Consider the following 24,799-nt stretch of genomic DNA (forward strand, 5'->3'; position numbering starts at 1 on the left):
CACGTGCTTGAGTCAGCTCAGCAAGTTCTGTTGGCGTGATTAAACCATCTGATTCTGCATCTGCTAGTGCTTGCTCTGCCTCAGCATATGCTGCTTCAGCCGCCTCTACTGCCTCTGTCGCTTCTTCAAGTGTAATATCTTCGCCGTCTGGTACGCCATCACCATCTGCATCATTGACTTCAGGCAAGTCAATATTTACAAGAGCATCTAGACGATCTTGTAAACCATCTTTAATCGCTCCATTTGGCAATACATTTACCTTATCTTGAGCAACTTCTTTTGCATCAAGTGCAGCCTGTACTTTCTGTTCAAGAATACTGAGTTCAAGCGGGTTAATTAAGCCATCTTTTTGAGCCAAAGCTAAATTATTAAGAGCTTCAGCATATTTAGCTTCAGCTTCTTCTACAGCTGACTGCGCTTCCTGAATCGCTTCTGGTAAGCCATCTACAATGCCATCACCATCTGCGTCATTTACTTCAGGCAAACTTATGTCAGTCAGATCATCTAATCGATTTTGAAAGGCATCTTTCTGTTCCTGAACAGATTCAGGTAGAGCATTTACTTTACTTTGAGCAGTTGACTTAGCAATTTGTGCCTGCTCTAAAGCATTCTGTAAAGCATTAAGCTCTGTTGGATTAATTAATCCATCACGATTTGCAACAGTTAAAGCATTTTCAGCAGCTGCATACTTTGCTTCAGCTTCCGCAACAGCCAACTCTGCTTCAATGAGTGCTTCAGCGATATCATCTACGATACCATCATCATTTTCATCATTAATTTCAGGTAGGATGATATCCACTAAATCTTCAAGACGTTCCTGCAAAGCATCTTTTTGAGATTGAACTGATTCTGGTAATAAATTTGTTTTAGTTTCTGCTAAGGCTTTGGCACTCTCGAAAGCCTCTTTAGCTTGATCTAATTCCGCTCTTTCAGCAGGTGTAATCAGACCGTTTTCATTCTTCTCTAAAATTAAATCTTTTAATGCTTCGTACGCTTGTTCAGCATTGGCTACAGCTTCTTCAGCATCTAGTAAAGCTTGCTCGAGATCATCTGGTACACCATCACCATTTTGATCATTAATTGGTGGCAACTCTTCATCAACCAAATCATCTAGTCGATCTTGTAAATCAGATTTTTCCTCGCCATCTACCAAGTTATCGACTTTATCTTGAGCAGCATCTTTAGCATCCTTTGCATCTTGTAATGCTTCCTCTAATTCAGCTTTTTCCTCAGGGGTAATTAACCCATCATTTAATTTATCTTCAATCAAATCTTTAAGATCTTGATAAGCTTTCTCTGCATCATTAACGAGCTGTTTTGCTTCTTCTAATTCATCGTTAATTGGTGGTTCTGGTTCCGGCGATACAGAATTAGATTTTTTATCTGAATCACTCATATTATCTGCAATAGCAACTACTCCAGCAGCTAATCCCCCTGCAATTAACCATGGAGTTAACCCTGTCAAAGCTGTACTTGAGTTTCCAGCGATAAGTGCTGAAATATCATCAATGGGATAATATTTAATAGTCGAAGCTATTTCATTGGCAGCATCTGTGAACTCAACCCAATAAAGCTGACCATTATCATTAAATAAAATATTATGACTACTTACGGGATCGTCAAAATAACTTTCTACAACTAATTGTGTGCCATTTTTAAAATTAATAACTAAAGAATTTCCTTCTTTCTGAAAGTTTAAGACCTCTTCGATTGATGCATCAATTTTCACAATTGAGTTCTGGTTTAATACGATTTTATTAGCAGTAGTCTTTTCTAAAACCGCCCCATCGTTTTTTGATAATATTTCTAAATTTTTCATGACGTCACCCAGTATTATTAAGATATTCTTTAACCCTCTATTTTTTTATCAGATTAAGAATCAATGTAAACGTCATAAAAAGTCAGTTGAAAATCAACAAAAATTCGTAGTTAAAAAAAATTTTTTACACCCCATTCGAGATTCTTAAAGCAATGTTTTTATTGAGAATATTTAAATTTATACAAAGTCACTATTTATAAATTAATAGTGAAAAAAATCTCATAATTTATTATTTTATATAATTTAGACATAAAATTTTTAAATATTGCAAAAAAATACCAGAAACAAAATTACACTATTAATTAATTAAATTTACATAATAAAACCTAATGAAACAATATTTTATCTCCTGAAACAAATTAAATTTCATTTATTTTCAAACACTTATTTTTACTAATTTATTTTTCCTATATAAAACATAAGGTTAGAATTAATGGGTTTATTTCAATTTTTTTATTCTTATTACTTCGAAATAACTTAAAAAATGGCCAAAAACACCATTGCAATGTGGAAGTTAAAATATATTTATAGAAATTTTCCAGCCGTTAAAATATTGTTTTATATTGATAATTTAAAAATCAGTTTTAAGTTATTAAGTTACTTTAAAATCAAAAACCGAGATTTAAATCTCGGTCTTTTAGATTCATTGATATTTTAGTTTGGAATTCTTAGAACCTGTCCCGGGAAAATATCATCTGCATTTTTAAGTAATGGTCGGTTTGCTTCAAAAATTTTGTTGTACTGATTTGCATCACCATAAAACTCTTTAGAAATTTTTGAAAGATTATCCCCTGATTTTACTGTATAGAATTTACTTTCAGGCTCTGGAGATGAAACAGTAAGTTGGTCATCGACTTGAGCAACATGATCAATATTTCCCACAGCCAAGATGATCTTTTCACGATCTGCTTGAGTTTGCACTTGTCCTTTTACAGTCGCTAAATCACTGCTTGCATTATAAGTCACAGACAGTCCTGTTACTGGTAAGCCAAGTGATTTAATATGCCCCAATAATTTATTCGCAACTTCTTGAGCAGATGGCTCTGCTGGCGTTGCTGGTGTAGCTTGTTGCTCAGCTGGTGCGGTATTTTTTTTCCCAATACCTTTCACAAAATCAAAAAGACCCATTGTTATTCTCCTATTGTTATTTCAGTTTGGTGATCAAATAATTTAGATCCCTTAATTTTTATACAGAAGAACTATACCTAACGCCGTTATCTTTCTTAAACTTAAGGTAACTTAATGTAATATTGCAATTTAATCCTTAATAAAAAAAAGCCACCATAAAGGTAGCTTTTAAGTTCGAAAAGAACTGAATCTGATGATTAAGCTAATTTCTTAGTTACATAATCGATAGCAGATTGAACAGTTGTAATTTCGTTAGAGTCTTCATCAGGAATAGTAATGTCGAAATCATTTTCGAAAGACATTACAAGCTCAACTAGATCTAGAGAGTCAGCACCTAAGTCATCCATGAAAGATGCTTCGTTTTTAATCTCTTCAGCTTTTAAGCCAAGTTGTTCAGCTACTGCTTGTTTGATACGTTGTTCGATATCGCTCACAGGAATTCTCCTCATTGCTTGTGGCGGCGTATAATGCCTATAGTTTAATTGAATCTTAATATATTTGAAAGTTTATACATCGCATTACGCCATGTATAAACCGCCATTCACGTGTAATACCGTACCAGTAATGTAACTTGCTTTATCAGAAGCAAGGAAACTTACTGCATTTGCGATATCTTGAGGCTGACCAAAACGGTTCAATGCCACTTGATCACTCATTTTTTTCTGAATTTCATCACTTAACTGTTCAGTCATCTCAGTGGCAATAAAGCCAGGCGCGATACTATTGACAGTAATTTGACGACTGCCCATTTCTTTAGCCAAACTGCGGCTAAAAGCTTCAATCCCAGCCTTCGCAGCTGAATAATTTGCTTGACCTGGATTTGCAAAATGCGCAACGACAGAACTAATATTGATAATTCGTCCAAATCTCGCTTTCGTCATACCTTTCAATACACGTTTAGAGAGACGGAATACTGCTTTAAGGTGAATATTTTGGATATCATCCCAATCATCTTCAGACATACGAAGCAGTAGATTATCTTTAGTGATACCTGCATTATTCACAAGAACAAGTACAGGGCCAAAACTTTGTTCAATATCCGTAATAAGTGCATCAATTGCAGCTCCATCACGAACATCAAGTACTTTTCCTGCACCATGTTCAGCAAATTGTGTAGATAATTTTTCAGCACCTGACTCAGATGTAGCCGTACCTACGACAAAAAAACCATCTTCGATCAGCTGTTGTGCAATCGCAGCACCAATACCACGGCTTGCACCTGTCACTAACGCGACTTTACGTTCCTGCGTCATGCAATTTTCCCTTCTGCAACTAATACAGTATTTAAAGCATCTTCTAAACGAGATTTAGTATCTAAAGGCAATGCTTTTTCAACATGTGCTAGACGTTTTGCTAAATTTGTTAATACATTCCCAGGACCACATTCAACAACATAGCTCACATCTTGATCAGCCAATACTTGAAGTGTTTTAGTCCATTGGACAGACTCATAAAGTTGTGATGTCAACGCTGTACGCAATTCATCAACACTGTCAGCCACTTGTGCATTGACATTTTGAATCACTGGAATGCGAGGTAATTGAATATCAACATCTGCTAAAGCTTTGGCAAACTCTGCTGCCGCTGGCTTCATTAATGAACAATGTGATGGTACTGATACTGGTAACGCAATTGCTTTTGCACCTTGCTCTTTTACCAAAGCCATTAACGCTTCAACTCGTGCAGTATCACCTGCCACCACAACTTGACCCTGTGCATTATAGTTTGCAGCCTCCACCGAACCCTCACCTTGAGCGGTGACTTGAACACACAGTTCTACAACCTTAGCATCATCAAGACCAAGAATCGCAGCCATAGCACCTTGACCCTGAGGGACAGCATCTTGCATCAACTTACCGCGTAAGTTCACCAATTTAACTGCATCTTTTAAGCTTAAAGATTCTGCAGCAACCAATGCACTGTATTCACCCAGTGAATGTCCCGCTAAATATTTAGGAACGACACCACCAAGCTCTAACCATACACGCCATAAAGCAATGCTTGCTGTGAGCAGTACTGGTTGTGTAAATTCAGTTTGGTTTAACCCTTCACCACTTTGCGCAATGTGCCATAAATCAAAGCCGAGTGCTTCAGAAGCTTCAGCAAACGTTTCTTGCACACTACTAAACTGTTCTGCAAGCTCCGCTAACATTCCTGCTTTTTGAGAACCCTGTCCAGGAAAAACAAATGCAGTTTTGGTCGCAAGAACGGCTTGCTCGAGGCGTTTAGCAGACATATAAAAATCCTTTATTCAGAGCTTTGACTATTCAATTTTGATTCATTTCGATCATCTTGAACATCAAACTCAAGTCTTAACTGATTTGATGGAGCGAAATTTATCATTAAAAAAAAGCTTTGGTAATTGCCAAATACAACAAAAAATAGAAATAAAAAAAGGGAGCTTACGCTCCCATTTTTTCTACTAAGCTTGACGCTTAATACATCACCAATTATTCAGCATCAGCTGCTTTAGCGAATAATTGGCGACCACGGTAGACACCATCTTTAGTTACGTGGTGACGACGGTGAGTTTCACCAGTCGTTTGGTCTACTGTTAATGCATTCTCGGTTAAAGCGTCATGTGAACGGCGCATGTCACGGCGAGAGCGACTTTTACGGTTTTGCTGAACGGCCATGATGGCTCCTTACAAAGATCGAAAAAATGGATCAGAACAAATTCGATTGTCTTATACCTAAGAGTATAACACAAAAATTAGTTAAGTTTACCCTTCAAAGCTGCCAAAACACCAAACGGATTATCTCGTTTTTCTTCAACAACTTCTTCTTGGGCAGGTTGATGCTTATGCTCACAAGACTCATGTCTTGGTGACAAAGGAATCAACAATAACAATTCATCTTCTATGAGAGAAAGTAAATCAGCGGTTGCAGGTGCATCAAATGAACCTTTTGTCGTTGCTTCACTCTCACCTAAGACGATGAAATCAGCATCCTCATCCAAGCGCTCTATCAGTGACTCATCATCGACTAAAGCCAGATGAAAGTCCAATTCGAGAGGTAATTCAACAGTATCCAAACAACGTTGGCATTCCATTGGAACCTTCGTTTCAACACTACCATCAAGCCAAACGATACGATGATACGCATCCATTGATAGCTTACAGTCTATATTGATCAATTGATTATCAATTGACCCAACAGCTTCACGGGATATACGAACAAAGCGCGACAATGGCAGTGTACCTGACCATGTGAAGCCCTGTTCAGCCCATTTAAACGGCTCAATCTGTGCCGGAAAGGTATTTGCTGACATAATTAAGGCGGCAATTCTACAAATTCATAAGTACTCTGTCAAAGATTAAGATACAATTTTGCACTTATTCAGACAGATCATTTGGGTTAATCAAGTCATGCATCAGTTGCAGCCGCAACCTGAAGTCACAACTTCATTACAGTTACACTATCCTTCGACCTCAAATTTGACCGATCACTTAGACCGCGTGCAACTCGCACCTTGGGTAAATCTGCAAACAGAAGCTCAACAGGTAGACTGGCTTATCTTACACTTTAATCATTGGTTTTCCCACTTAAATGTCACATTAGTCAAAGGCGACTTTGAACCTGAATACTTCCCTGCCTCAGACCAACAACCCGCTCGCATCCAATTCGCACATGGATTTTTCAATAGTGCTTTACATGAAATAAGTCATTGGACAATCGCAGGAGATCATCGTCGCACTCTTCCTGATCTTGGCTACTGGTATGCACCAGATGGTCGAACCGCTGAACAACAAGCCCTATTTGAACAAGTCGAAATTAAACCTCAAGCAATTGAATGGATGTTTGCCACAGCCTTTGGTCTAAAATTCCGCGTTTCTCTGGACAATTTAACGGGTGAAGGTGGTGATGGACAGTCTTTTAAAGACAATGTTTATGCTCAAGTACAACGTTATTTTTCAGGTGAAGCTCAGCTTCCTCGAGATGCTCAACACTTTATTCAGTGCATCTGTAAGTGTCTCAGAAGTGGCAAAACATTACATTTGGATGAATTTTCTCGTGCATCGCTAGATTAAGTCTAGTAAATATATATTCATGACATTGAAGTGAATGTCCATGCACGCAATAATACGAAAAAATAATCAGGAGAAAATAAAATGCTTCATTTAAGAGTACATCCTGACAATCCACAATCTCGACTTATTACTCAAGCAGTAGAAAGAATACGTGCAGGCGATGTCGTGGTTTATCCAACAGATGCGGCCTATGCCATCGGATGCCAAATTGGTAATAAGCAAGCAATGGAACGAATTGCTCAAATCCGTGATCTTGGTGCTAAGCATCAATATGCGATCTTATGTGCGGATCTCTCAGATATTGCAACGTATGCAAAAGTGGATAATGCAACTTATCGTCTGCTTAAAAATAATACACCTGCGATTACCACCTTTATTTTGCAAGCGACAAGTGAAGTCCCTCGTCGCTTGATGCACCCCAAAAAGAAAACCATTGGTTTACGTGTACCGAGCAACCCAGTCTGTCAAATGCTTCTTAAAGAGCTGGGGGAACCTTTACTCACCAGCACCCTGATTCTTCCAGGTCAAACTGAGCCTTTGGATGATCCATATGAAATAGAACAACAATTAAGTAAAAGAATTGATGTTTTTATTGATAGTGGACTTGGTACATTAACCACAACAAGTATTGTTGATCTCTCAGGAAGTCAACCTGAAATTATCCGCCGTGGCGTGGGTGATGTGAGTGCTTTTGAGTAAAATGCCTCACCATTTATCTCGCTTTATTTAATTTACGCTGATTTTTCGTTATAAAATGCTTGGAGGGTCTTTATTTGTTGACCCTCTTGCGTAAAGTTGCTTGGTTCAAGCCAAGCTAAATAACTTTCTTTTAAAGTCAGCCACTCTTCATCCAACATTGAAAACCAAAGCGTGTTTCGGTTTCTTCCCTTGACCACTTTATGTTGTCTAAACATTCCTTCATATTGAAAACCGAATCGTAGTGCGGCTTTTTTGGAAGCTAAATTCAACTCATGACACTTCCACTCTATACGCCTAAATCCTAAAGTAAAACACTCATTCAACAGTAAAAATAATACTTCTGTAGCAGCTCTAGACCGTTTTAAATCTGCTGAGAAGTATACATTCCCAATTTCAACCACTCCATCATCCAACCCGATATTCATCAATGCGATCCACCCCACTGGTTTGCTCGCTATGCGAATAACATAATAAATATTCCCCTGTGTACCAAATTGTGATGAGAGTTTATATGACAAGTCTTCAATCGAAGTTGGCGCTTCGTAAGGCAAATAGGTAAAGCTTGAAATAAACTCGTCTGTAATCTTAATTGGGAATAGATTTCTCGCAAGCTCTTCAATATTTTCAATTAAATTTAAAGGATATAAATTTACATACGTTCCACTCAACGCTTTGAATGAGTTTATAGGGTGAGTACTTGAGTGAACTTTTATACCTACATTTTGTTCTACTTTTTGAAAATTATTCATACTGTTTTACTTCTCGTCAAATACACGCCAACAATGAATACCAGTTTACATTTATCAATTAAAACACTAAATACATCTATATAACCTTAAAAAATACTACCTATTTATTTCAAATTTTTTATCGTAAAACTGCGGATAAAGATATATTCAGCACTCGATTTAATTTAGAATACCCATATTGTTTTTATGCTATTCGAATCACTGTCCTTTTACTGATTTCGATATGTGATCTCCTGAATCGCCCAACATGCTTTTGAAAATTCGCGTGGCTAATAATTGTAATGACTCAAGCTATCCATAATCCCATGGACGCACTTCCACACATCCGTGTTTTAGATGAGTGGCAAGATACGATTCCTGAAGATTTATATATACCGCCTGCAGCATTCGAAATTCTATTAGAACATTTCGAAGGACCACTCGACTTTTTAATTTACCTCATCCAAAAAAATGGTTTCGATCTACTTCAGCTCGATATAGCTCCGATTGCAACGCAATATTTGTCATATATTGACAGTATGAAGTCACTCAATATTGAGTTAACCGCAGATTATATGGTGATGGCGGCATTATTAGCAGATTTAAAATCACGCTTACTGCTTCCTAAACCTAAATCAATCCAAATTGAAAAAGATCCAAAACAACAATTAATAGATCGCTTAGAGACATATTTAAGGATCAAGCAAGCTGCTGAGCGTCTCGGTCAAATGCCTATTTTGGACCGTGATACTTTTCTACCCAACGTTAGCCTTGGACAAATTAATACAGTAAATGAAGGTTATGAAGCCTCTCTTCTGCGCGATGCTATGTTTTGTATTTTTAATCGCCCAGAGCCTGTTACACACCAGATTACTCAAGAACCTGTTTTGCTTGAAGAACGTATTGCCTATATTGAACAAATGACAAAATCAGGTGAGGTTTTGAAAATTGATCAACTTTTAAAACCAAGTCAAGGCCGTATGGGGTTAGTGGTGACGTTTATGGCAATATTAGAGCTAACACGTCAGCAAAAAGTTCAAATTATTGCATCAGGTATTGAAGCCCCGCTGGCAATTCAAGGGGTGATGATATGACCATTGATCAATCAAACTCCTTTCAAGTTGATGAGTTACACCACGAAGTGCTCATGCAACTCGAAGCTATTATTTTTGCCAGTGAAGCGCCTGTTTCTATTGCACGCTTGAAAGAGGCATTTCAAAACCAATTTTCCAAACAACAACTGCGCGCATATTTGCAACAGCTTGCAGTGTTACAACACGGTCGTTCAATTGAGCTGACTGAAACAGCTCAAGGTTTTCGCTTTCAAGTTCGTGCTAAGTATCGACAAGTGATTGCACAAACTTGGCCAGAACGTCCAACTAAATTATCACCATCATTGTTAGAAACTCTAGCAGTGATTGCTTATCATCAGCCCGTTACCCGAGCCGATATTGAGCAAATTCGAGGAGTCACGAATAACAGTCAGCAACTCAGAACGTTATTCGATTGGAACTGGATTAAAGAGTCTGGTTTCCGGGAACTTCCAGGAAGACCCGCGTTGTTGGTTACAACGCCACAATTTTTAAATGCTTTTGGTTTAAGTGATTTAAATCAACTGCCTCCCCTACAGGATGCCAAGGAAGCTTTTATGGCATTGGATGCTCACGCACCCAAGTCGTAAATAGGTGAACTGTTGATGATTATTTCTAAGGTTATGCTGTTATGAGTGAAAAATTGCAAAAGGTATTGGCACGTGTAGGTTTGGGCTCTCGCCGCTATATGGAAGAAGTCATTGCTGCCGGTCGTGTTAGTGTCAACGGTCAAGTTGCTCAAGTAGGTGAACGTATCGAACCAACCGATGAGCTTCGTATCGATGGTCGTAAAGTACAGTTCCAAATTGAAGATGAAATCCGTCGTCGTGTATTGATTTACTACAAACCTGAAGGTGAAATCTGTTCACGTAACGATCCTGAAAATCGCCCAACTGTATTTGATCAATTACCATCAATTCCGGGTGATCGTTGGGTCATGGTTGGTCGTTTAGATATCAACTCAACAGGATTATTACTTTTCACAAACGATGGCGAGCTTGCAAACCGCTTAATGCATCCATCTAGTGAAATTGAACGCGAATACGCTGTACGTGTGATGGGTGAAGTGACCCCTCAACTGAAAAAGAACATGACAGATGGTGTCATGCTCGATGATGGTCCAGCAAAATTTGAGTCATTCTCTGAAATTGGTGGTGAAGGGATTAACCGTTGGTATCAAGTGGTTGTAAAAGAAGGACGTAACCGTGAAGTACGCCGCATCTTTGAATCACAAGGCTTGAAAGTCAGCCGTCTATTACGTACACGTTATGGTACAGTCATTCTGCCACGTGAATTACGTACAGGTCGTTGGATTGAACTTGATAAAAATGACATTGATAACTTAACTAAGTCTGTTGAGCTCAAACCACGTCAAGGTACTGGTCTTTACGGTATGGCGAAACGCCGCAATGAACGTATGCAAGAGAAACCACTTGCAGCACGTCGTGGTGGTTATTTACGCCAACAACGCCGTGACGAAGGCGAGCATCAAGAACCACGCCGTGACTTCCGTCAAGGTGGTGCTGATCAAAGCCGCAGTGATAATCGATTTAACAATCGCGCACCGCGTCAAGAAGGCTCAGAAAACCGTTTCAATGCACGTGCACCACGTCAAGAAGGATTTGAGAATCGATTCAACAATCGTGCCCCTCGCACTGAAAATCAGGATTTCCGCAATAAACGTCCTGAAAACAAAGGTGAAGTAAACGGCAATTCTGTTGATTACAAACCACGCAACGAAAATAAATTCGGTCAACGCAAACCTTTTGGTATTAACAAAGGCTTTAAGAAGTTCTAATTTTGAAATCCCTAAAAAAACCGCTCAATAGAGCGGTTTTTTTTCATTTATTCAATAACAGGAATATCAAACCATTTAGCAGATGGAAAATGTTGTGATAAATACTTTTTTAAGTAGGTAGATGTATCACGTGAAATAAGCTCATCGTCAGATTCAGCATTCAAATTATATGCTAGAGCATATAACTCAAGCCCACGATGCTTCAGTGCCTCTAAGCTCAACAAAGTATGGTTGATGCTTCCCAAACGCCCCGAACTCACCAAAATTATGGGATATTTTTTATCCACCAAATAATCAATGGTTAAATATTGTGTTGTTAGAGGGACCATCAAGCCACCCGCCCCTTCAAGTAAAACAACTTCATATGAAGAGGACAACTGTTGAGTCGCTTGTTCAATTTTAGCGAAATCAATACTTCGCCCATCTATACGTGTCGCTAAGTGAGGCGATGCAGGATAACTGAAAATTTCAGGCATAGTGAGTTTTTGAGTATCTTCCTCTAACCAACCACATCCCATAATTTCACGATGTTTTTCAATATCTTCAGAAACATCCACATTACCCGTTTGAATTAATTTCTGAGTAATGACATTCCGCCCTTGTTCACGCCAAATTTTTGCCAAATAACCAGTGACGTATGTTTTTCCAATTCCAGTATCAATACCGCTCACAAAGTAGATTTGAGCACTCATGACTTACTCCGTGCGATAAAAAATATAGGGTGATACGTTAAAGGATATACAAGATTCTCTTGCTCATCAGTCGCAATAAATTGTCGGTAACCTAGATAAAACTGATTCAAACTTTCCTTCGTCCAACGAAACCCCTGTGAGGTTGCCGTCACACCTGTGGCCTGTAAATGTTTTAGGACCAATTTTGGGTGCGCGAAGTGTAATTGAGCCAATTGTTGTTCACAGTGCATCACTTCAAATCCGTTCTGCTCTAGTAAGCTTTTAATTTGGCTTTGATCAAAATATTTTAATCCTTGTCCAGTTAAGGATTTAATTTCTTTTAAGTTCTGAGGCCCATAAGTTGAAAAGCAAAAAAAACCATTGGGCTTTAAAGCCGAATAAATTTTCTGTATCAATCTTTCAAACTCAGACATCCACTGTAATGCAGAGCTTGAGGCACATAAATCAAGGTCTTTGGGTAACTCAATTTTTTCGACATCACCAATACGCCACTCGACAGGCTGATGATGACTGATGGTATGCTCAACATCAGCATATAAATCATTCAAAATGACTTGATCCATTTTAAAATGATGAAGCATCTCTTGAGTTAGATTTCCAGTTCCACATCCAATTTCAAATACTTTAGCAAGCTCAGAAGATGAAACATAAAGACGCATCAGCTCGCTTAAATGCTTCGCTACATTTTGTTGAATACGTGCCTGATCTGCATAAGTCCAATGCGATTTTGCAAATCGAGTAGCAATCATTTCTTTTTGAATAAATTTGTTCAACATAGAGTCATTCATAATTGTTCTTTCAACCGCTCCAATTCATCTTGATTCAGCTGAGAATTCATACAAATTCTCAGGCGTGAACTTCCTTGTGGAACCGTTGGTGGCCGAACCGGCAAAATATAAAAACCAGATTGTTGTAATTGTTGTGCGCGCTCAAGTGCACGCTGAGAATCACCTAAAATTAAAGGAATAATCTGCGAGCTTGAAGGACATTCGTAACCTTGCTCAAGAATATATTGACGCAGTTGCAGACTCAAATCACTTAAATGAGCACGTTGCTCCTGCATTTTTTTCATTTTATTCCAAATAAAATGCGTCCAAGCCATGTTGATGGGTGGTTGTGCGGTACTAAAAATCAAAGAGCGCATTTTGTTGATTAAATAATCTTTTAAGATTGGATGACACACAATGTATCCACCAACAGATGCGAGTGCTTTCCCAAATGTTCCTACCAAGAAATCGATATCATCTATGACAGCATATTGTTCAGCGCAACCGAGTCCTTGCTTCCCCCGAACACCAATAGCATGTGCTTCATCTACATATAACATGATTTTACTGAACTGATATTTCAGACTCACCAACGCAGTTAAATCAGTTTCATCACCATCCATACTAAAAATTGATTCAGTTACCACAATGATTCTTTGATACAAGGGATCATCATGATATTGCTCGATCAATTGCTTTAAATGAAGCAGATCATTATGTCGATAACGTATCAGCTTCGCTTTACTTAAGCGAATCCCATCAATCATGCTGGCGTGAATCAATTTATCCGAAAGAATTAAAGTTTGACTATCAGCAATCGCAGGCAGAATACCAATATTCATGTGATAGCCACTGTTGAATAACAGAACTGCCCTTTGATTGAATGATTGACTCATGTCATATTCAAATTGCTCATATTCAGGATAATTTCCTGTGAGTAACCTTGAAGATGAAGAGCTCATTCTTTTTGAATCTGCTGAACAGTGATCAAAAAATGCTTCTCTTATTTGTAGATCTGACGCAATCCCTAAATAATCATTACTCGATAGATTCAACATTCTTTGTTGCTGAAGCTCAACCCATTTTCCATGCTGAACGATGGATTTAAACTGCCGAAAATTTCCAGTTTGTTTTAATGAGTCTAACTGCTCTGCGTAGTAGTCCAACAGATTCATCTTATTTCCTCTGCAAGTTCCATCACAACACTCACCAACTGCGTTAGTAACTCAGTAAGTTCGACATCTGAAATCACAAAAGGTGGCATGACATAAACTAATTTTCCAAAAGGACGAATCCACACGCCTCGTTCTACGAAACGCTGTTGCAGCGTTTTCATATCAACATTTTGTTTAAGCTCAACAACACCGATAGCACCGAGCACACGAACATCTTGAATATGCGCTTGATCATCTAATCTATGTAAATAATGTTTTAGAATTTGCTCTATTCTTTGAATATTGGACTGCCAATCTTGTGACAATAAAAGCTCAGTACTCTTTAAGGCAACAGCACAAGCCAAGGGGTTCGCCATAAATGTAGGTCCATGCATAAATACGCCAGCTTCACCAGAGCTGATCACTTCAGCGACATGTCGTGTGGTCAGTGTTGCAGATAAAGTCATATACCCACCGGTCAGCGCCTTACCAATACACATGATGTCTGGTTCAACTTGAGCGTGTTCCCAAGCAAATAATTTACCTGTTCGTCCAAACCCCGTGGCAATTTCATCAAATATCATTAACACCTGATATTGATCGCATAGCCTCTTGGCTTCGCGTAAATATTCAGGATGATAGAAACGCATGCCTCCAGCACCTTGCACAATCGGCTCAATAATCATGGCAGCGATAGTGGCATGATGGTTTTTTAAAGTTTCTGCCAATACAAGAATATCTGCTGGATTCCAATCTTCATCAAATCGAGTCTGCGGTGCAGGAACAAAACAACGAGAAGGTAAACTAGAACCAAAGACCTGATGCATCCCAGTGACTGGATCACATACTGACATTGCATTCCATGTATCACCATGGTAACCAGAACGCGTCGTGATAAAACTGGTTTTATCTTTCTTATTTTGTGCGGTCCAATATTGAACTGCCATCTTTAGTGCGACTTCAACAGCGACAGAACCTGAGTCCGCATAGAATATTTTATCTAATTGAGGTGGTGTAATTTTTAATAATGCCTTCCCTAATTCAATCGCAGGATCATGAGTAAGCCCACCAAACATAATGTGTGACATGTGCTGCAATTGATCCGACACAGCTTGATTAAGTTGAGGATGGTTATATCCGTGAATGGCACACCACCAAGATGACATACCATCAATGAGTTGACGGCCATCTTCAAGTTCAATCATCACCCCTGTAGCCTTTTTTACTTTATATGTCGGCAGTGGGTTTAACATCGAAGTATAAGGGTGCCATAAGTGTGCTAAATCGAATTCGTCAACCATCCTGGAAGAATTTCCTTATTAATCTAAACAGAGCATAACGCGAATTATTTTTGTTATGAATTGCCTGATTAGACAATATTCATCAGGATTTCTCATTCTTTCTTAGATATTGAACGATTTTGTCACTTAGTTGTGTAGCTCTAAAAATTGAAAAGCAGTGAGAGCCTGGGATAATTTCGAATTTAAAAAACTTTGCATCTATCTTTCGGATATTATCTAGAACTTTGTTACTAACTAATCCATCATCATCAGCAAATACATGTAATTGTTTTCCGACATAATTTTTCAATATCTCGACAGTATTAAGATGATATAGTAAATCCAAGCCCTGCTTTTTTAAATCTAGCTCTTCACTCGTAATTGAATTTTGCAAAGATTGCCAATCTTGCTTAGCAGTTTGGCTTCCCTGTGAGACCAGATAACAAAATCGCTTTAAAGTGGTCATGGGATCATTTTCAAAAGACTCTCTAAAACTTTGAAAAGTAGAAACCGGCATACCTGTACACCAGCGTTCATTGGCAACGAAGCAAGGATTCGATGCTAAAGTAATTAACGTTTTTGCCTGACCTGAAAGCTCGAAAACCTTTTGGGTGAGCAACGTTGCTAATTGTCCGCCTAAAGACCACCCCATAATGACATCGACTTTTTTGGCTAACTCTACATGTTTAGATAATTCCACAGGGTCGAGTGCATTAAAGATATTAATCAGATCGATTTGAAATCCTGCCATATCCAAAGCAGTTTTTAAATTTTCTAGTGGTTTTGTTCCAAGTCCCCAACCGGTAATTAATAAGATTTTACTCATGATTGCCAATCCTTAGCTGATCGTTTTCGGTCAGTATATAAAGCCAAGCACAATAACTCATTGAGCAAATCATTCAATTTCACTTTGATTTTTAGATAATTATTAAAAATGAGCCAATTCAGGCAAAACTGAGGTATAAAAAAACCCAGCCTTGCTGGGTTTTAACTTACATTTGAGACTGAATATAGTTTTGTAAACCAATTAGTTCAATTAAGCGAAGCTGTTTTTCCAACCAATAGGTATGATCTTCTTCGGTATCCGACATTTGTTGACGCAACATATCACGTGTCACGTAATCGCCTTTTTCCTCACAAAGCTTTACACCTTGCGCTAATTTTTCACGCACTTCGTACTCAAGCTTTAAATCGGCTTTTAAACATGAAACAACGTCTTCACCTACTTCAATATCATCACGACTCATATTCGGTGTGCCTTCCAAGAATAAGACACGGCGAATAATAGCATCAGCATGTTGTGCTTCTTCTTGCATTTCGTGATCGATACGCTCAAAAATCTTAGTGAGACCCCAATCTTCATACATACGTGAATGAATGAGATATTGATCACGAGCAGCCAGTTCACCACCGATCAACATATTTAAGTAATCTACGACTTCTGGATTGCCACGCATTTCAATCACTCCATTCTTTAATAGCAACATTATGAACAATCAGAGCTTATTTTGCAAAAAATATAATGTGTAAGTTTATGATTTTTATATAATTAAAATGAGAAACATACGCATTTGCAGTTTGAATCACTTATTTTTTACTTAAAAAATAACCCCTTGCATACAGTTAAAAAAATTCGAGAGCAGTTTTAAACAAATTTTAGCTCTATTTAATTTTGTAACCAATCGAAGTGACTCTCATTACATTTGAGTTGATGTTGAAAATGATCAAGGACAAATCCTTTTTTTAATTTTAGAATGAATCTATTTGACCATCAGGCAATAACAATGATGACGACTACTGCTCCGATTTTGGTGACAGGTGCAACTGGCTATATTGCTGGTTGGGTAATTAAACAATTATTAGAACAAGGATACACAGTTCACGCCACTGTACGAGACTTAACTAAAAGTTCAAGTTTTCAACATTTAGAACAAATCGCATCTCAAACTTCAGGCGCTTTAAAGTTATTTCAAGCAAATCTCTTAGAAGAAGGTTCGTTTGATGAAGCAATGAAAGACTGTGAAATTGTGATCCATATGGCGTCACCTTTTTTAGTGACTAACTTTCAAGATCCAATCACAGACTTGATTGACCCTGCACTAAAAGGTACGACCAATGTACTGAACAGTGTCAATCGTACAGATACAGTAAAACGTGTCGTTGTCACATCTAGTATTGCTTCAACTTATGGCGATGCAGTGGATATTTTGAAAACTGAGCAGAACCAGTTTGAAGAAAGCGATTGGAATACCACCAGTAGTGCCGAACACCAACCTTATTTTTACTCTAAAGTCGCAGCAGAACGCAAAGCATGGGATATGCAAAAGGCACAATCTCGATGGAATTTAGTGTGTATCAATCCCTCATTGGTTGTTGGACCATCACTCACACCTTCTACACAATCTGGAAGTGTTGAAGTCATTCAACAATTTGGAAATGGCATGACATTATTTGGTGTTCCTCCAATGTGGAATGGTTTAGTCGATGTTCGAGATGTCGCTCATGCGCATATCCAAGCAGCACATCACCCTAAAGCACATGGACGATATATTATTAATGCTAAAACGATGACCCTACTCGAAATGGGTAAAACATTACGACAACATTATGGTGGACGCTATCCTTTCCCACGAATGATTGCTCCCAAGTTTTTATTCAAATTACTCGCTCCTCTGTTTGGCTATACGCGAAAATTCGTTGACTTGAATGTGGGTTACCCCATTTACTTCAATGCTGAGCGTAGTAAGCAAGAATTAGGCATGCAATATCGTGACGTTGAGACAAGTATCGTAGAACATTTTCAACAGCTACTTGACGATGGCATTATCAAAAAACGTGGTTAATATCTAATTACTCGAGAAAAAAGGGCATCTATTGATGCCCTTCGTTATGTGCAAGATACACTTAAGACTCAGGTTCAGTGAGCTGACCATGCTGAATCATAAATGCAATAAACTCAGCCTCATTCATCACCGGAATACCTAGTTTTTCTGCTTTTTCAAGTTTGGAACCCGCCTTTTCACCAGCAACCAAGCTTTTCGTTTTACTGGATACACTACCACTCACACGTGCACCTAATGCCTGTAAGAGTTGAGTCGCTTCATCTCGCCCCATACTGCTTAAAGTACCAGTCACCACCCAGCTCTCACCATTTAAAGGTTGTCGAGTCGGTGCTATCGGTGCATCCCAATGAATTCCAGCCTCAATTAATCGATTTAATACTTCAATATTATGTTCAGCTTTAAAAAAGTCTAATATCCATTCTGCAGTAATATCACCTACATCAGGGGTTTTCTTCAGTGCTTCTAAATCAGCAGATTTCAGCGCATCTAAAGTCTGGAAAGTATTGGCTAACATTCGAGCCGTAGTCTCGCCTACTCCTCGAATGCCTAGTGCGTAAATAAATGCCGCTAATGTTGTTTTTTTACTACTTTCAATTGAGTCGATGAGATTTTGTACAGATTTCTCACCCATTTTTTCAATAGTCAATAATTTTTCACGATGCTCGTGCAAGTGATAAATGTCTGCAACATCTTTGAGGAGTTCAAGATGTAATAAAGACTCAACCCAACGATCACCCAAACCTTCGATGTCCATTGCTTTACGTGATACAAAATGACGGATCGCCTCTATACGCTGTGCCGCACAATAAAGCCCACCAGAACATCGTGCTAAAGCTTCGCCTTCAGGCATCACAACTGGAGAAGCACATACAGGACATTGTTCTGGCAATTGAATTTCAGTGGTTTCTAGAGGTCGAAATTCTGGCCAAACCTTTTCAACTTTAGGAATAACATCTCCGCTACGATAGACACTCACCGTATCTCCAACGCGCACGTCCAAGCGATGTATTTCACCAATATTATGTAAAGTCACGTTTGATACTGTGACTCCGCCAACCGATACAGGATTTAATCGCGCTACAGGCGTTAAAGTACCTGTACGCCCTACCTGCCAATCAATATTTTCAACTGTGGTTAGCGCAGCCACTGCAGGGAACTTATATGCTGTTGCCCATCGAGGTTCACGACTTAAAAAGCCTAATTGTTGTTGTTGCTTCAAATCATTGACTTTGATGACCATCCCGTCAATTTCAACTGACAGGTTTGGACGCTCCTGATTTACAGATTCATAAGCCGCTTGAACCTCTTCAATACTGTCACAAACAAAATGTTTTTCCCCAACAGCAAAGCCCAACTGTTCAAGCCAATTTAAGCTCTCTGACATCGTGCTCAGACCATGATGTGGCATGCATTGCGCAATTCCATAAGCATAGAATGCAAGTGGTCGTGATGCTGCTATGGTCGGATCAAGTTGACGCAAACTCCCTGCTGCTGCATTTCTTGGGTTAGCAAAAGTTTTCTCACCTTTGGCCTCATTTTCAGCATTTAACTTTACAAATCCAGCTTTAGGCATTAGTACTTCGCCACGAACTTCTAACAACGCTGGTGGTACACCTTGAGACATCATGAGTACTTTAGGCAAATTACGAATTGTTTTTACATTTTGGGTTATGACTTCTCCTGTTTCACCATCCCCACGTGTAACCGCTCGAATCAACACACCATGTTCATACCATAGTGAGATCGCAAGCCCATCAAATTTAAGTTCGACGTCGTATTGGATTTTCTGGTTAGGTAAACGCTCTTCAATTCTGCGTGCAAAGGCAAAAAGTTCATCCTGATTAAACACATTACCCAAAGACAACATTGGAACAGTATGTGTAATATTTTCAAACTTAGATAAAGGTTTATCACCGACTTTATTGGTCGGTGTATCCGTCTGTACTAAATCAGGATATTGTTCTTCTAAGTTTTTTAGTTGATAAAACAATTGATCATATTCACTGTCTTCAATTGTCGGCTGATCCATCACATAATAAGCATGGTTATGCCGAGCCAATAATTGAATGAGTTGGCGCATTTGCGCAACGACAGCGTTCTGATCCATATTTTCACCATATAAAAGGGCGGAAAATTCCGCCCAATAATTTCAACCTAAACAGTATAAATGACTTTACACAAATTCAGTAAGTCACCTAGGTGATTAAACAGCTTGACCTGATCTATAGTCGATCGCTTTATGGCGCCAGTGTTCTTTTAACTGCGGTGTAAATTCAAGATTATTTTCATCATAGACGGTACCATCTGTTTCACGTGCAATAAGCCCTGCAATACTCACCATACTGTCATAGCCTTTTTGAACATTATGATGCGGTAATGCTAAGAAGAATGCTAAACCTTGGACTTGTTCACCAGATAATGTTTCTAAATCAAAACCTGCAGGACCCTGATCTGTGATTCTGAGTACGGAAAACAGCAATGGGCTGACTGCATCAGGAGTTTCATAACGATGGAAACAGTTCATTTCGCCAAAGCGCAATCCATATTTCATTAACACTTTCAAAGCTTTATCACCAGAAAGTGCTTTTCGAGGGTTCGGATACATATTCAAACTAATAATGTATTCGGCATTTGCTAAAGCACTTTCATCATCAAAACGTTGCTGTTCATGTAAATGCACATCCAAGATGCTGCTTTCTTCTTCAAATTCTTTGATTTCAGCAGTTTGAATATTCGGATTTAATACAAAACTTGGCTCAACTTTTTTCGAGTCTTCAATTGTAATTTCTACGATTGAATCTTTGGAAATAAGATCTGCACTTTGAGTGTCTGTTACACCATCAATCGACTGAGCTTTACTCTCAATTGTTTCTGTATTTTTTTCTAATGGGTCAGTCTCAGTGCTATCCGTGTTTTTACTGGAGTCGAGCAGAGATTTACTTTCTTTCTCTGCAAGGTCTACCGAAGTATTCAATTGCACTGTATCTACCACTTCTACAGTTTCTTGAATATTTTCAGGCGTCTTTGTAGCTTGTTGAACAGCTGTTTGATCCAATTGAGCCACTTCACTCGCTTCAATGTCTTTCAAACTTGGTTCTACACGCTCAGAAGAAGCCAATGGAGCGGCTTGCGCCTGTAAAAGACTACGAACATGACGCGGAATGACGGGTTGATTACATTGTTCATTTATATGTAATTCAGCATCTAATGACGGTGCTGCATCACTCGGCTTGCGCAGGATCATAAACAACCCTATGCAACAGATCACGATTGCGATCACAATTCCGATAATGGTACTGATTTCCATATTAAGACTCCGCAGCTAAACCGTATTCTTTCGCTTCTTCTAGATCAACAGTGACTAACTTCGATGTTCCTGGCTCAGGCATTGTTACACCAAGTAAATCAGTAGCCATCGTCATCGCAACTTTATTGTGTGTAATGTAAATGAATTGGACCTGTTCAGAAAGCTCTTTTACTAAATTACAAAAACGTCCAACATTTGCATCATCTAACGGTGCATCAACCTCATCCAATACACAAAATGGTGCTGGATTCAGTCGAAATATAGCAAAAACTAATGCTAGTGCTGTTAGTGCTTTTTCACCGCCTGATAACAATGCTAAAGAACTATTTCGCTTTCCTGGTGGTCGAGCCATTAGCTTTACACCAGATTGCCAATCATCTTCTAAACTTAAACTTGCTTCACCACCATTAAACACCTTTGGGAATAAGTTTTGCAATTCCGCATTTACTTGATCAAAGGTAGTCATGAATAGCTTTTTAGTTTCTTGATCAATGCTTTTCATCGCATCTTTTAATTGTGCGACTGTTTTTTCAAGATCTTCAATTTGATGGCTTAAATCTTCATAGCGCTTTGATACTTCTTCATACTCTTCTGAAGCTGCTAAGTTCACAGCGCCTATTTTGTCAAACTGACGCTGTGCCTGCTCTAACTGCTGTTGGTGCTGACTCAGATCGATTGGCACATTTTTTAATAATTCAGCATTAAGCTCTTTTAATTGTTCAGCATAATGTTGTAAATCAGATTTAGCCACTTGCCATGCTAAACGCTTCTCTTCTAACTGGGTTCTAAAGTGCTCATCACTTTGCTGATGATTTAACCGTAGCTCCGTCAATTTTTGTTGCTTGGACTGAATTTCATTAAGCTCGACTTGCCATGAGGACCAAGTCTTTTGTAACTTTTCAGTCTGCTGCTTTTGAGCCTCATATTGGCTTTGCAAAGTGGGTAATTCTAATTGAATCGGATCCACGAAATTTTTAGCTTGTGTAATTTGAGTGATGATCTGCTGATATTGAGTTTTTAGAAAACTTGCATCTTTTTCCAACAGCTCAATTTGTTGCTGATTTTGCGTATGAGTACGGCGGTTTTTTTCTAACTCTTGTTGTTTTTTGTAGACTAAGTCCTGAAGATGCTCAACCTGATTATTCAATTCTTCAACTTGAAACTCTAAAGTTTTGTAGTGTGGAAGATTGTGCTCAATCTTGAGCATCAATGCATGTAAATCGATTTCCAAATCATCTTTTTGCATCGCATCTTCTTCAAGCTGCGCATCAAGTTGAGCAATTTGTGACTCGATGTGTAGATTTTGCGACTCGAAAGCCTGCTGAGCCATTTGCTGTTTTGCAATCTTCACTTCAACTTGGTGAGCAAGGGCTTGATGATTTTTTAACGCTTTTTGCAACTCCGTACATTCACTATTTTTTTGTTCAAGCTTTAATTGCATCTCAGCGAGTTCGAGCGTCATTGACTCATGCGCTTTCACCATTTGTGTCAACTCTGAATCAATTTCATCTAATCGAATTCGGTGGCTAAGTGCTCCTTGAGCATCTTGACTCGACTCATCAAAGTACAGACCAATCATCCAGTCAGGACCAATATGATAGCCATCCAAACTTAAAATAGACTCACCTGGTTTTAATTGAGGCTGTAATTGAAGCGCCTGCTCAAAATCTTGAGCTATCGCAACGTTTAACCATAATGAGTTTTGGGGGAAATCAATCCAGCTCGCTAATGTGGGTAAACCAAGTACAGTCCCAGATACATCTTGCTGAATAACTTTTAATTGACGGGCAGATTCGGTCTGAAATAAATCTTCACTCTTTAACGTATTCGCATGCAGCCACTTTGACAGAAATTTTTCGACCAATGCTGCAAACGGTTTCGCCTGATCTTTTAGCTTCAAAATTTGCATTAAAGGGTCATTGCTCTTCGATGCATGTCGACTGACTTTCACCACAAGCTGTTGTAATTGTTTTTGTTCAGATTTCAAAATCTGTATGTGTGAATTCAAATCTGTGCATTTACTTTTTTGCTCAGTCAATGAGATTTGATCACGTTTCAATTGAGTTTCTAATGTCGTAATTCTTTCTTCTAGACGAACGATTTCAATCTGTACATCATTTTTTTCATGCAGGAGATTGTCAATATCATCCTGTTCATACTGTGCTTGATTTTGAGATTTTTGTTCGAGCAAAGTTTGTTTTTGCTGCTCAATTCGAAGCACATTTTTAGCCAATTGATCACTCTGCGCCAACATTTGTGCACGTTGCTGTTGTTGCTTTTCAACCAATGCTTTTATTTCAGAAAATGATTTTTGCGCTTCAAGTTGCTTTGCCTTCAGCTCATTGAATTGTTGTAAATCAAGCTGTGCATTTGATTCAGTATTACTCAATGTTGTTGCTTGATGTTCTTGCTGGAGGATCAAATCTTCCAACTGAATATCAATCAGTTGCATCCGCTCTTTGGTTTGTATTTTTTGCTCTTCAAGCTGCTTTAAAGTTAAAGTATTTTGAGCAAACAATTGCTGTTTTTGATCCAAATTGGCTTGTAATTCAGCCAGCTTTTTTTCAGCTTGTTGCCATTCTTGCTGAAGTGGTGTGGATTGTTGCATTAATCGCTGAAATAACTCATTTGTTGCTGTTAAATCATGCTCAACAGTGGTGAGTTCAGAACGAACAAGCTTAAATTGCTCACCCAATTCAGTCATTTCAGTTGTATATTCTTGTTGAATTCGTTCACTTTGATGGCATTGAAATGAAAGTATCTCAACTTTCAAAGTTCGAATTTCAGTCTCTAAGGCTTTATATTGAAGTGCAGCTTCTGCTTGACGCTTTAGTGTCTTTAATTGGGATTTTAATTCAACAGCAATGTCATTTAGACGACTTAAATTTTGATGAGTATGTTCTAAATGTTGCATCGTCTCACGACGACGTGCTTGATAACGTGATACTCCAGCAGCTTCTTCGATATAAACGCGCATTTCATCTGGTTTTGCATCGACCAAACGGTTAATCATGCCTTGTTCAATAATCGCATACGAACGAGGACCTAAGCCTGTTCCTAAAAAAATATCTGTAATATCACGGCGGCGGCATTTTGTACCATTAAGAAAATATTCAGATTTACCATCGCGATTGACTTGGCGACGTACCGCCAACTCACTATAAGCGTTATATGCTCCACCTAGTTTTCCATAGGTGTTTTCGAAGCGTAATTCTACACTCGCCATTCCCACTGGTTTACGCTTTGCTGTCCCAGTAAAAATGACATCCTGCATACTTCCACCACGTAACTGGCGTGCGCTTGACTCTCCCATCACCCATCGGATTGCATCGATGACGTTGGATTTACCACAACCATTTGGTCCCACGACTGCGGTACGGTTGGCTTTAAATTGTAAGGTGCTGCTATCCGCAAAAGATTTAAAGCCAGAGAGTTTTAAGCTGCTTAATCGCATAGTGTCCT

23 protein-coding genes are annotated in these 24,799 nt (G+C 38.7%); 6 read left to right on the forward strand and 17 right to left on the reverse strand.

What is annotated here, in order from left to right:
• The 7 genes from AC1M83_RS09410 to AC1M83_RS09440 all read right to left on the reverse strand — a co-directional run.
• On the reverse strand, positions 1 to 1,819 hold a 1,819-nt coding region (locus tag AC1M83_RS09410), incomplete at its 3' end, for a GA-like domain-containing protein (RefSeq protein ID WP_481590516.1).
• Between the two features lie 654 nt (positions 1,820 to 2,473).
• A complete protein-coding gene (gene lysM, locus AC1M83_RS09415; protein WP_481590517.1) occupies positions 2,474 to 2,947 on the reverse strand; it encodes a peptidoglycan-binding protein LysM in 474 nt (157 codons plus the stop codon).
• A 197-nt stretch (positions 2,948 to 3,144) separates the two neighbouring features.
• Positions 3,145 to 3,381, reverse strand: a complete 237-nt coding sequence (gene acpP, locus AC1M83_RS09420; RefSeq protein WP_035269198.1) for an acyl carrier protein — start codon at positions 3,379 to 3,381, stop codon at positions 3,145 to 3,147.
• An 84-nt stretch (positions 3,382 to 3,465) separates the two neighbouring features.
• Positions 3,466 to 4,200, reverse strand: a complete 735-nt coding sequence (fabG, locus tag AC1M83_RS09425) for a 3-oxoacyl-ACP reductase FabG (RefSeq protein ID WP_092767441.1) — start codon at positions 4,198 to 4,200, stop codon at positions 3,466 to 3,468.
• Positions 4,197 to 5,183, reverse strand: coding sequence for an ACP S-malonyltransferase (gene fabD / locus AC1M83_RS09430; protein WP_481590518.1), 987 nt, complete (start codon positions 5,181 to 5,183; stop codon positions 4,197 to 4,199). Before fabD ends, fabG begins: the two co-directional genes overlap by 4 nt.
• 214 nt (positions 5,184 to 5,397) lie before the next feature.
• Positions 5,398 to 5,583 (reverse strand): 50S ribosomal protein L32, encoded by a 186-nt coding sequence (rpmF, locus tag AC1M83_RS09435; protein WP_035269206.1) that lies wholly within the window; start codon positions 5,581 to 5,583, stop codon positions 5,398 to 5,400.
• Between the two features lie 77 nt (positions 5,584 to 5,660).
• Complete coding sequence (locus tag AC1M83_RS09440; protein WP_179999015.1) at positions 5,661 to 6,218, reverse strand: YceD family protein; 558 nt, start codon at positions 6,216 to 6,218, stop codon at positions 5,661 to 5,663.
• Between the two features lie 97 nt (positions 6,219 to 6,315).
• Between AC1M83_RS09440 and AC1M83_RS09445 the strand changes: the two genes are divergently transcribed.
• Both AC1M83_RS09445 and AC1M83_RS09450 read left to right on the forward strand, forming a co-directional pair.
• Positions 6,316 to 6,978, forward strand: a complete 663-nt coding sequence (locus tag AC1M83_RS09445) for an elongation factor P hydroxylase (protein ID WP_481590519.1) — start codon at positions 6,316 to 6,318, stop codon at positions 6,976 to 6,978.
• 81 nt (positions 6,979 to 7,059) lie between these two features.
• The gene (locus tag AC1M83_RS09450; RefSeq protein ID WP_035269212.1) at positions 7,060 to 7,677 is read left to right on the forward strand and encodes an L-threonylcarbamoyladenylate synthase; all 618 of its coding nucleotides are present in this window, start codon (positions 7,060 to 7,062) and stop codon (positions 7,675 to 7,677) included.
• A gap of 32 nt (positions 7,678 to 7,709) precedes the next feature.
• On the opposite strand, the gene AC1M83_RS09455 is transcribed toward AC1M83_RS09450, so the two are convergent.
• Positions 7,710 to 8,426: a GNAT family N-acetyltransferase gene (locus AC1M83_RS09455; RefSeq protein WP_481590520.1), complete on the reverse strand. Its 717-nt coding sequence runs from the start codon at positions 8,424 to 8,426 to the stop codon at positions 7,710 to 7,712.
• A 281-nt stretch (positions 8,427 to 8,707) separates the two neighbouring features.
• On the opposite strand from AC1M83_RS09455, the gene AC1M83_RS09460 reads away from it, so the two are divergent.
• From AC1M83_RS09460 to rluB, 3 genes are read left to right on the forward strand one after another with little or no spacing between them, the layout of a single operon-like run.
• On the forward strand, positions 8,708 to 9,499 hold the full coding sequence (locus AC1M83_RS09460) for a segregation and condensation protein A (protein ID WP_481590521.1): 792 nt from the start codon (positions 8,708 to 8,710) through the stop codon (positions 9,497 to 9,499).
• Positions 9,496 to 10,086 carry an SMC-Scp complex subunit ScpB gene (gene scpB, locus AC1M83_RS09465; protein ID WP_035269219.1) on the forward strand — a complete coding sequence of 197 codons (591 nt, stop codon included), beginning with the start codon at positions 9,496 to 9,498 and terminating at the stop codon, positions 10,084 to 10,086. Before AC1M83_RS09460 ends, scpB begins: the two co-directional genes overlap by 4 nt.
• Positions 10,087 to 10,127: 41 nt before the next feature.
• Positions 10,128 to 11,294 carry a 23S rRNA pseudouridine(2605) synthase RluB gene (gene rluB, locus AC1M83_RS09470; RefSeq protein WP_081403293.1) on the forward strand — a complete coding sequence of 389 codons (1,167 nt, stop codon included), beginning with the start codon at positions 10,128 to 10,130 and terminating at the stop codon, positions 11,292 to 11,294.
• A 47-nt stretch (positions 11,295 to 11,341) separates the two neighbouring features.
• On the opposite strand, the gene bioD is transcribed toward rluB, so the two are convergent.
• From bioD to ftn, 6 genes are all read right to left on the reverse strand, one after another.
• Positions 11,342 to 11,986, reverse strand: coding sequence for a dethiobiotin synthase (bioD, locus tag AC1M83_RS09475; RefSeq protein ID WP_035269221.1), 645 nt, complete (start codon positions 11,984 to 11,986; stop codon positions 11,342 to 11,344).
• Entirely contained in the window at positions 11,983 to 12,774 is a 792-nt protein-coding gene (gene bioC / locus AC1M83_RS09480) for a malonyl-ACP O-methyltransferase BioC (protein ID WP_481590522.1), read from the reverse strand. Before bioC ends, bioD begins: the two co-directional genes overlap by 4 nt.
• The gene (locus AC1M83_RS09485) at positions 12,771 to 13,928 is read right to left on the reverse strand and encodes an 8-amino-7-oxononanoate synthase (RefSeq protein ID WP_481590523.1); all 1,158 of its coding nucleotides are present in this window, start codon (positions 13,926 to 13,928) and stop codon (positions 12,771 to 12,773) included. Before AC1M83_RS09485 ends, bioC begins: the two co-directional genes overlap by 4 nt.
• Positions 13,925 to 15,208 (reverse strand): adenosylmethionine--8-amino-7-oxononanoate transaminase, encoded by a 1,284-nt coding sequence (gene bioA / locus AC1M83_RS09490; RefSeq protein WP_481590524.1) that lies wholly within the window; start codon positions 15,206 to 15,208, stop codon positions 13,925 to 13,927. The genes AC1M83_RS09485 and bioA overlap by 4 nt, the downstream gene beginning before the upstream one ends.
• An 82-nt stretch (positions 15,209 to 15,290) precedes the next feature.
• A complete protein-coding gene (locus AC1M83_RS09495; protein ID WP_481587224.1) occupies positions 15,291 to 16,013 on the reverse strand; it encodes an alpha/beta hydrolase family protein in 723 nt (240 codons plus the stop codon).
• 166 nt (positions 16,014 to 16,179) lie between these two features.
• The gene (gene ftn / locus AC1M83_RS09500; RefSeq protein WP_035269243.1) at positions 16,180 to 16,644 is read right to left on the reverse strand and encodes a heteropolymeric bacterioferritin subunit Ftn; all 465 of its coding nucleotides are present in this window, start codon (positions 16,642 to 16,644) and stop codon (positions 16,180 to 16,182) included.
• A gap of 321 nt (positions 16,645 to 16,965) precedes the next feature.
• Here ftn and AC1M83_RS09505 point away from each other — a divergent pair, with 321 nt between their 5' ends.
• Positions 16,966 to 18,030: an SDR family oxidoreductase gene (locus AC1M83_RS09505; RefSeq protein ID WP_481590578.1), complete on the forward strand. Its 1,065-nt coding sequence runs from the start codon at positions 16,966 to 16,968 to the stop codon at positions 18,028 to 18,030.
• Positions 18,031 to 18,091: 61 nt separating this feature from the next.
• Here the strand turns inward: AC1M83_RS09505 and ligA are convergent, their stop codons facing one another.
• The 3 genes from ligA to smc all read right to left on the reverse strand — a co-directional run bounded on the left by ligA (position 18,092) and on the right by smc (position 24,791).
• Entirely contained in the window at positions 18,092 to 20,137 is a 2,046-nt protein-coding gene (ligA, locus tag AC1M83_RS09510; protein WP_481590525.1) for an NAD-dependent DNA ligase LigA, read from the reverse strand.
• Between the two features lie 96 nt (positions 20,138 to 20,233).
• Positions 20,234 to 21,337, reverse strand: a complete 1,104-nt coding sequence (locus AC1M83_RS09515) for a cell division protein ZipA C-terminal FtsZ-binding domain-containing protein (protein ID WP_481590526.1) — start codon at positions 21,335 to 21,337, stop codon at positions 20,234 to 20,236.
• Position 21,338: 1 nt separating this feature from the next.
• Entirely contained in the window at positions 21,339 to 24,791 is a 3,453-nt protein-coding gene (smc, locus tag AC1M83_RS09520) for a chromosome segregation protein SMC (protein ID WP_481590527.1), read from the reverse strand.
• Between the last annotated feature and the right edge of the window lie 8 nt (positions 24,792 to 24,799).

This window comes from Acinetobacter sp. 25-47-130 (assembly GCF_056779705.1).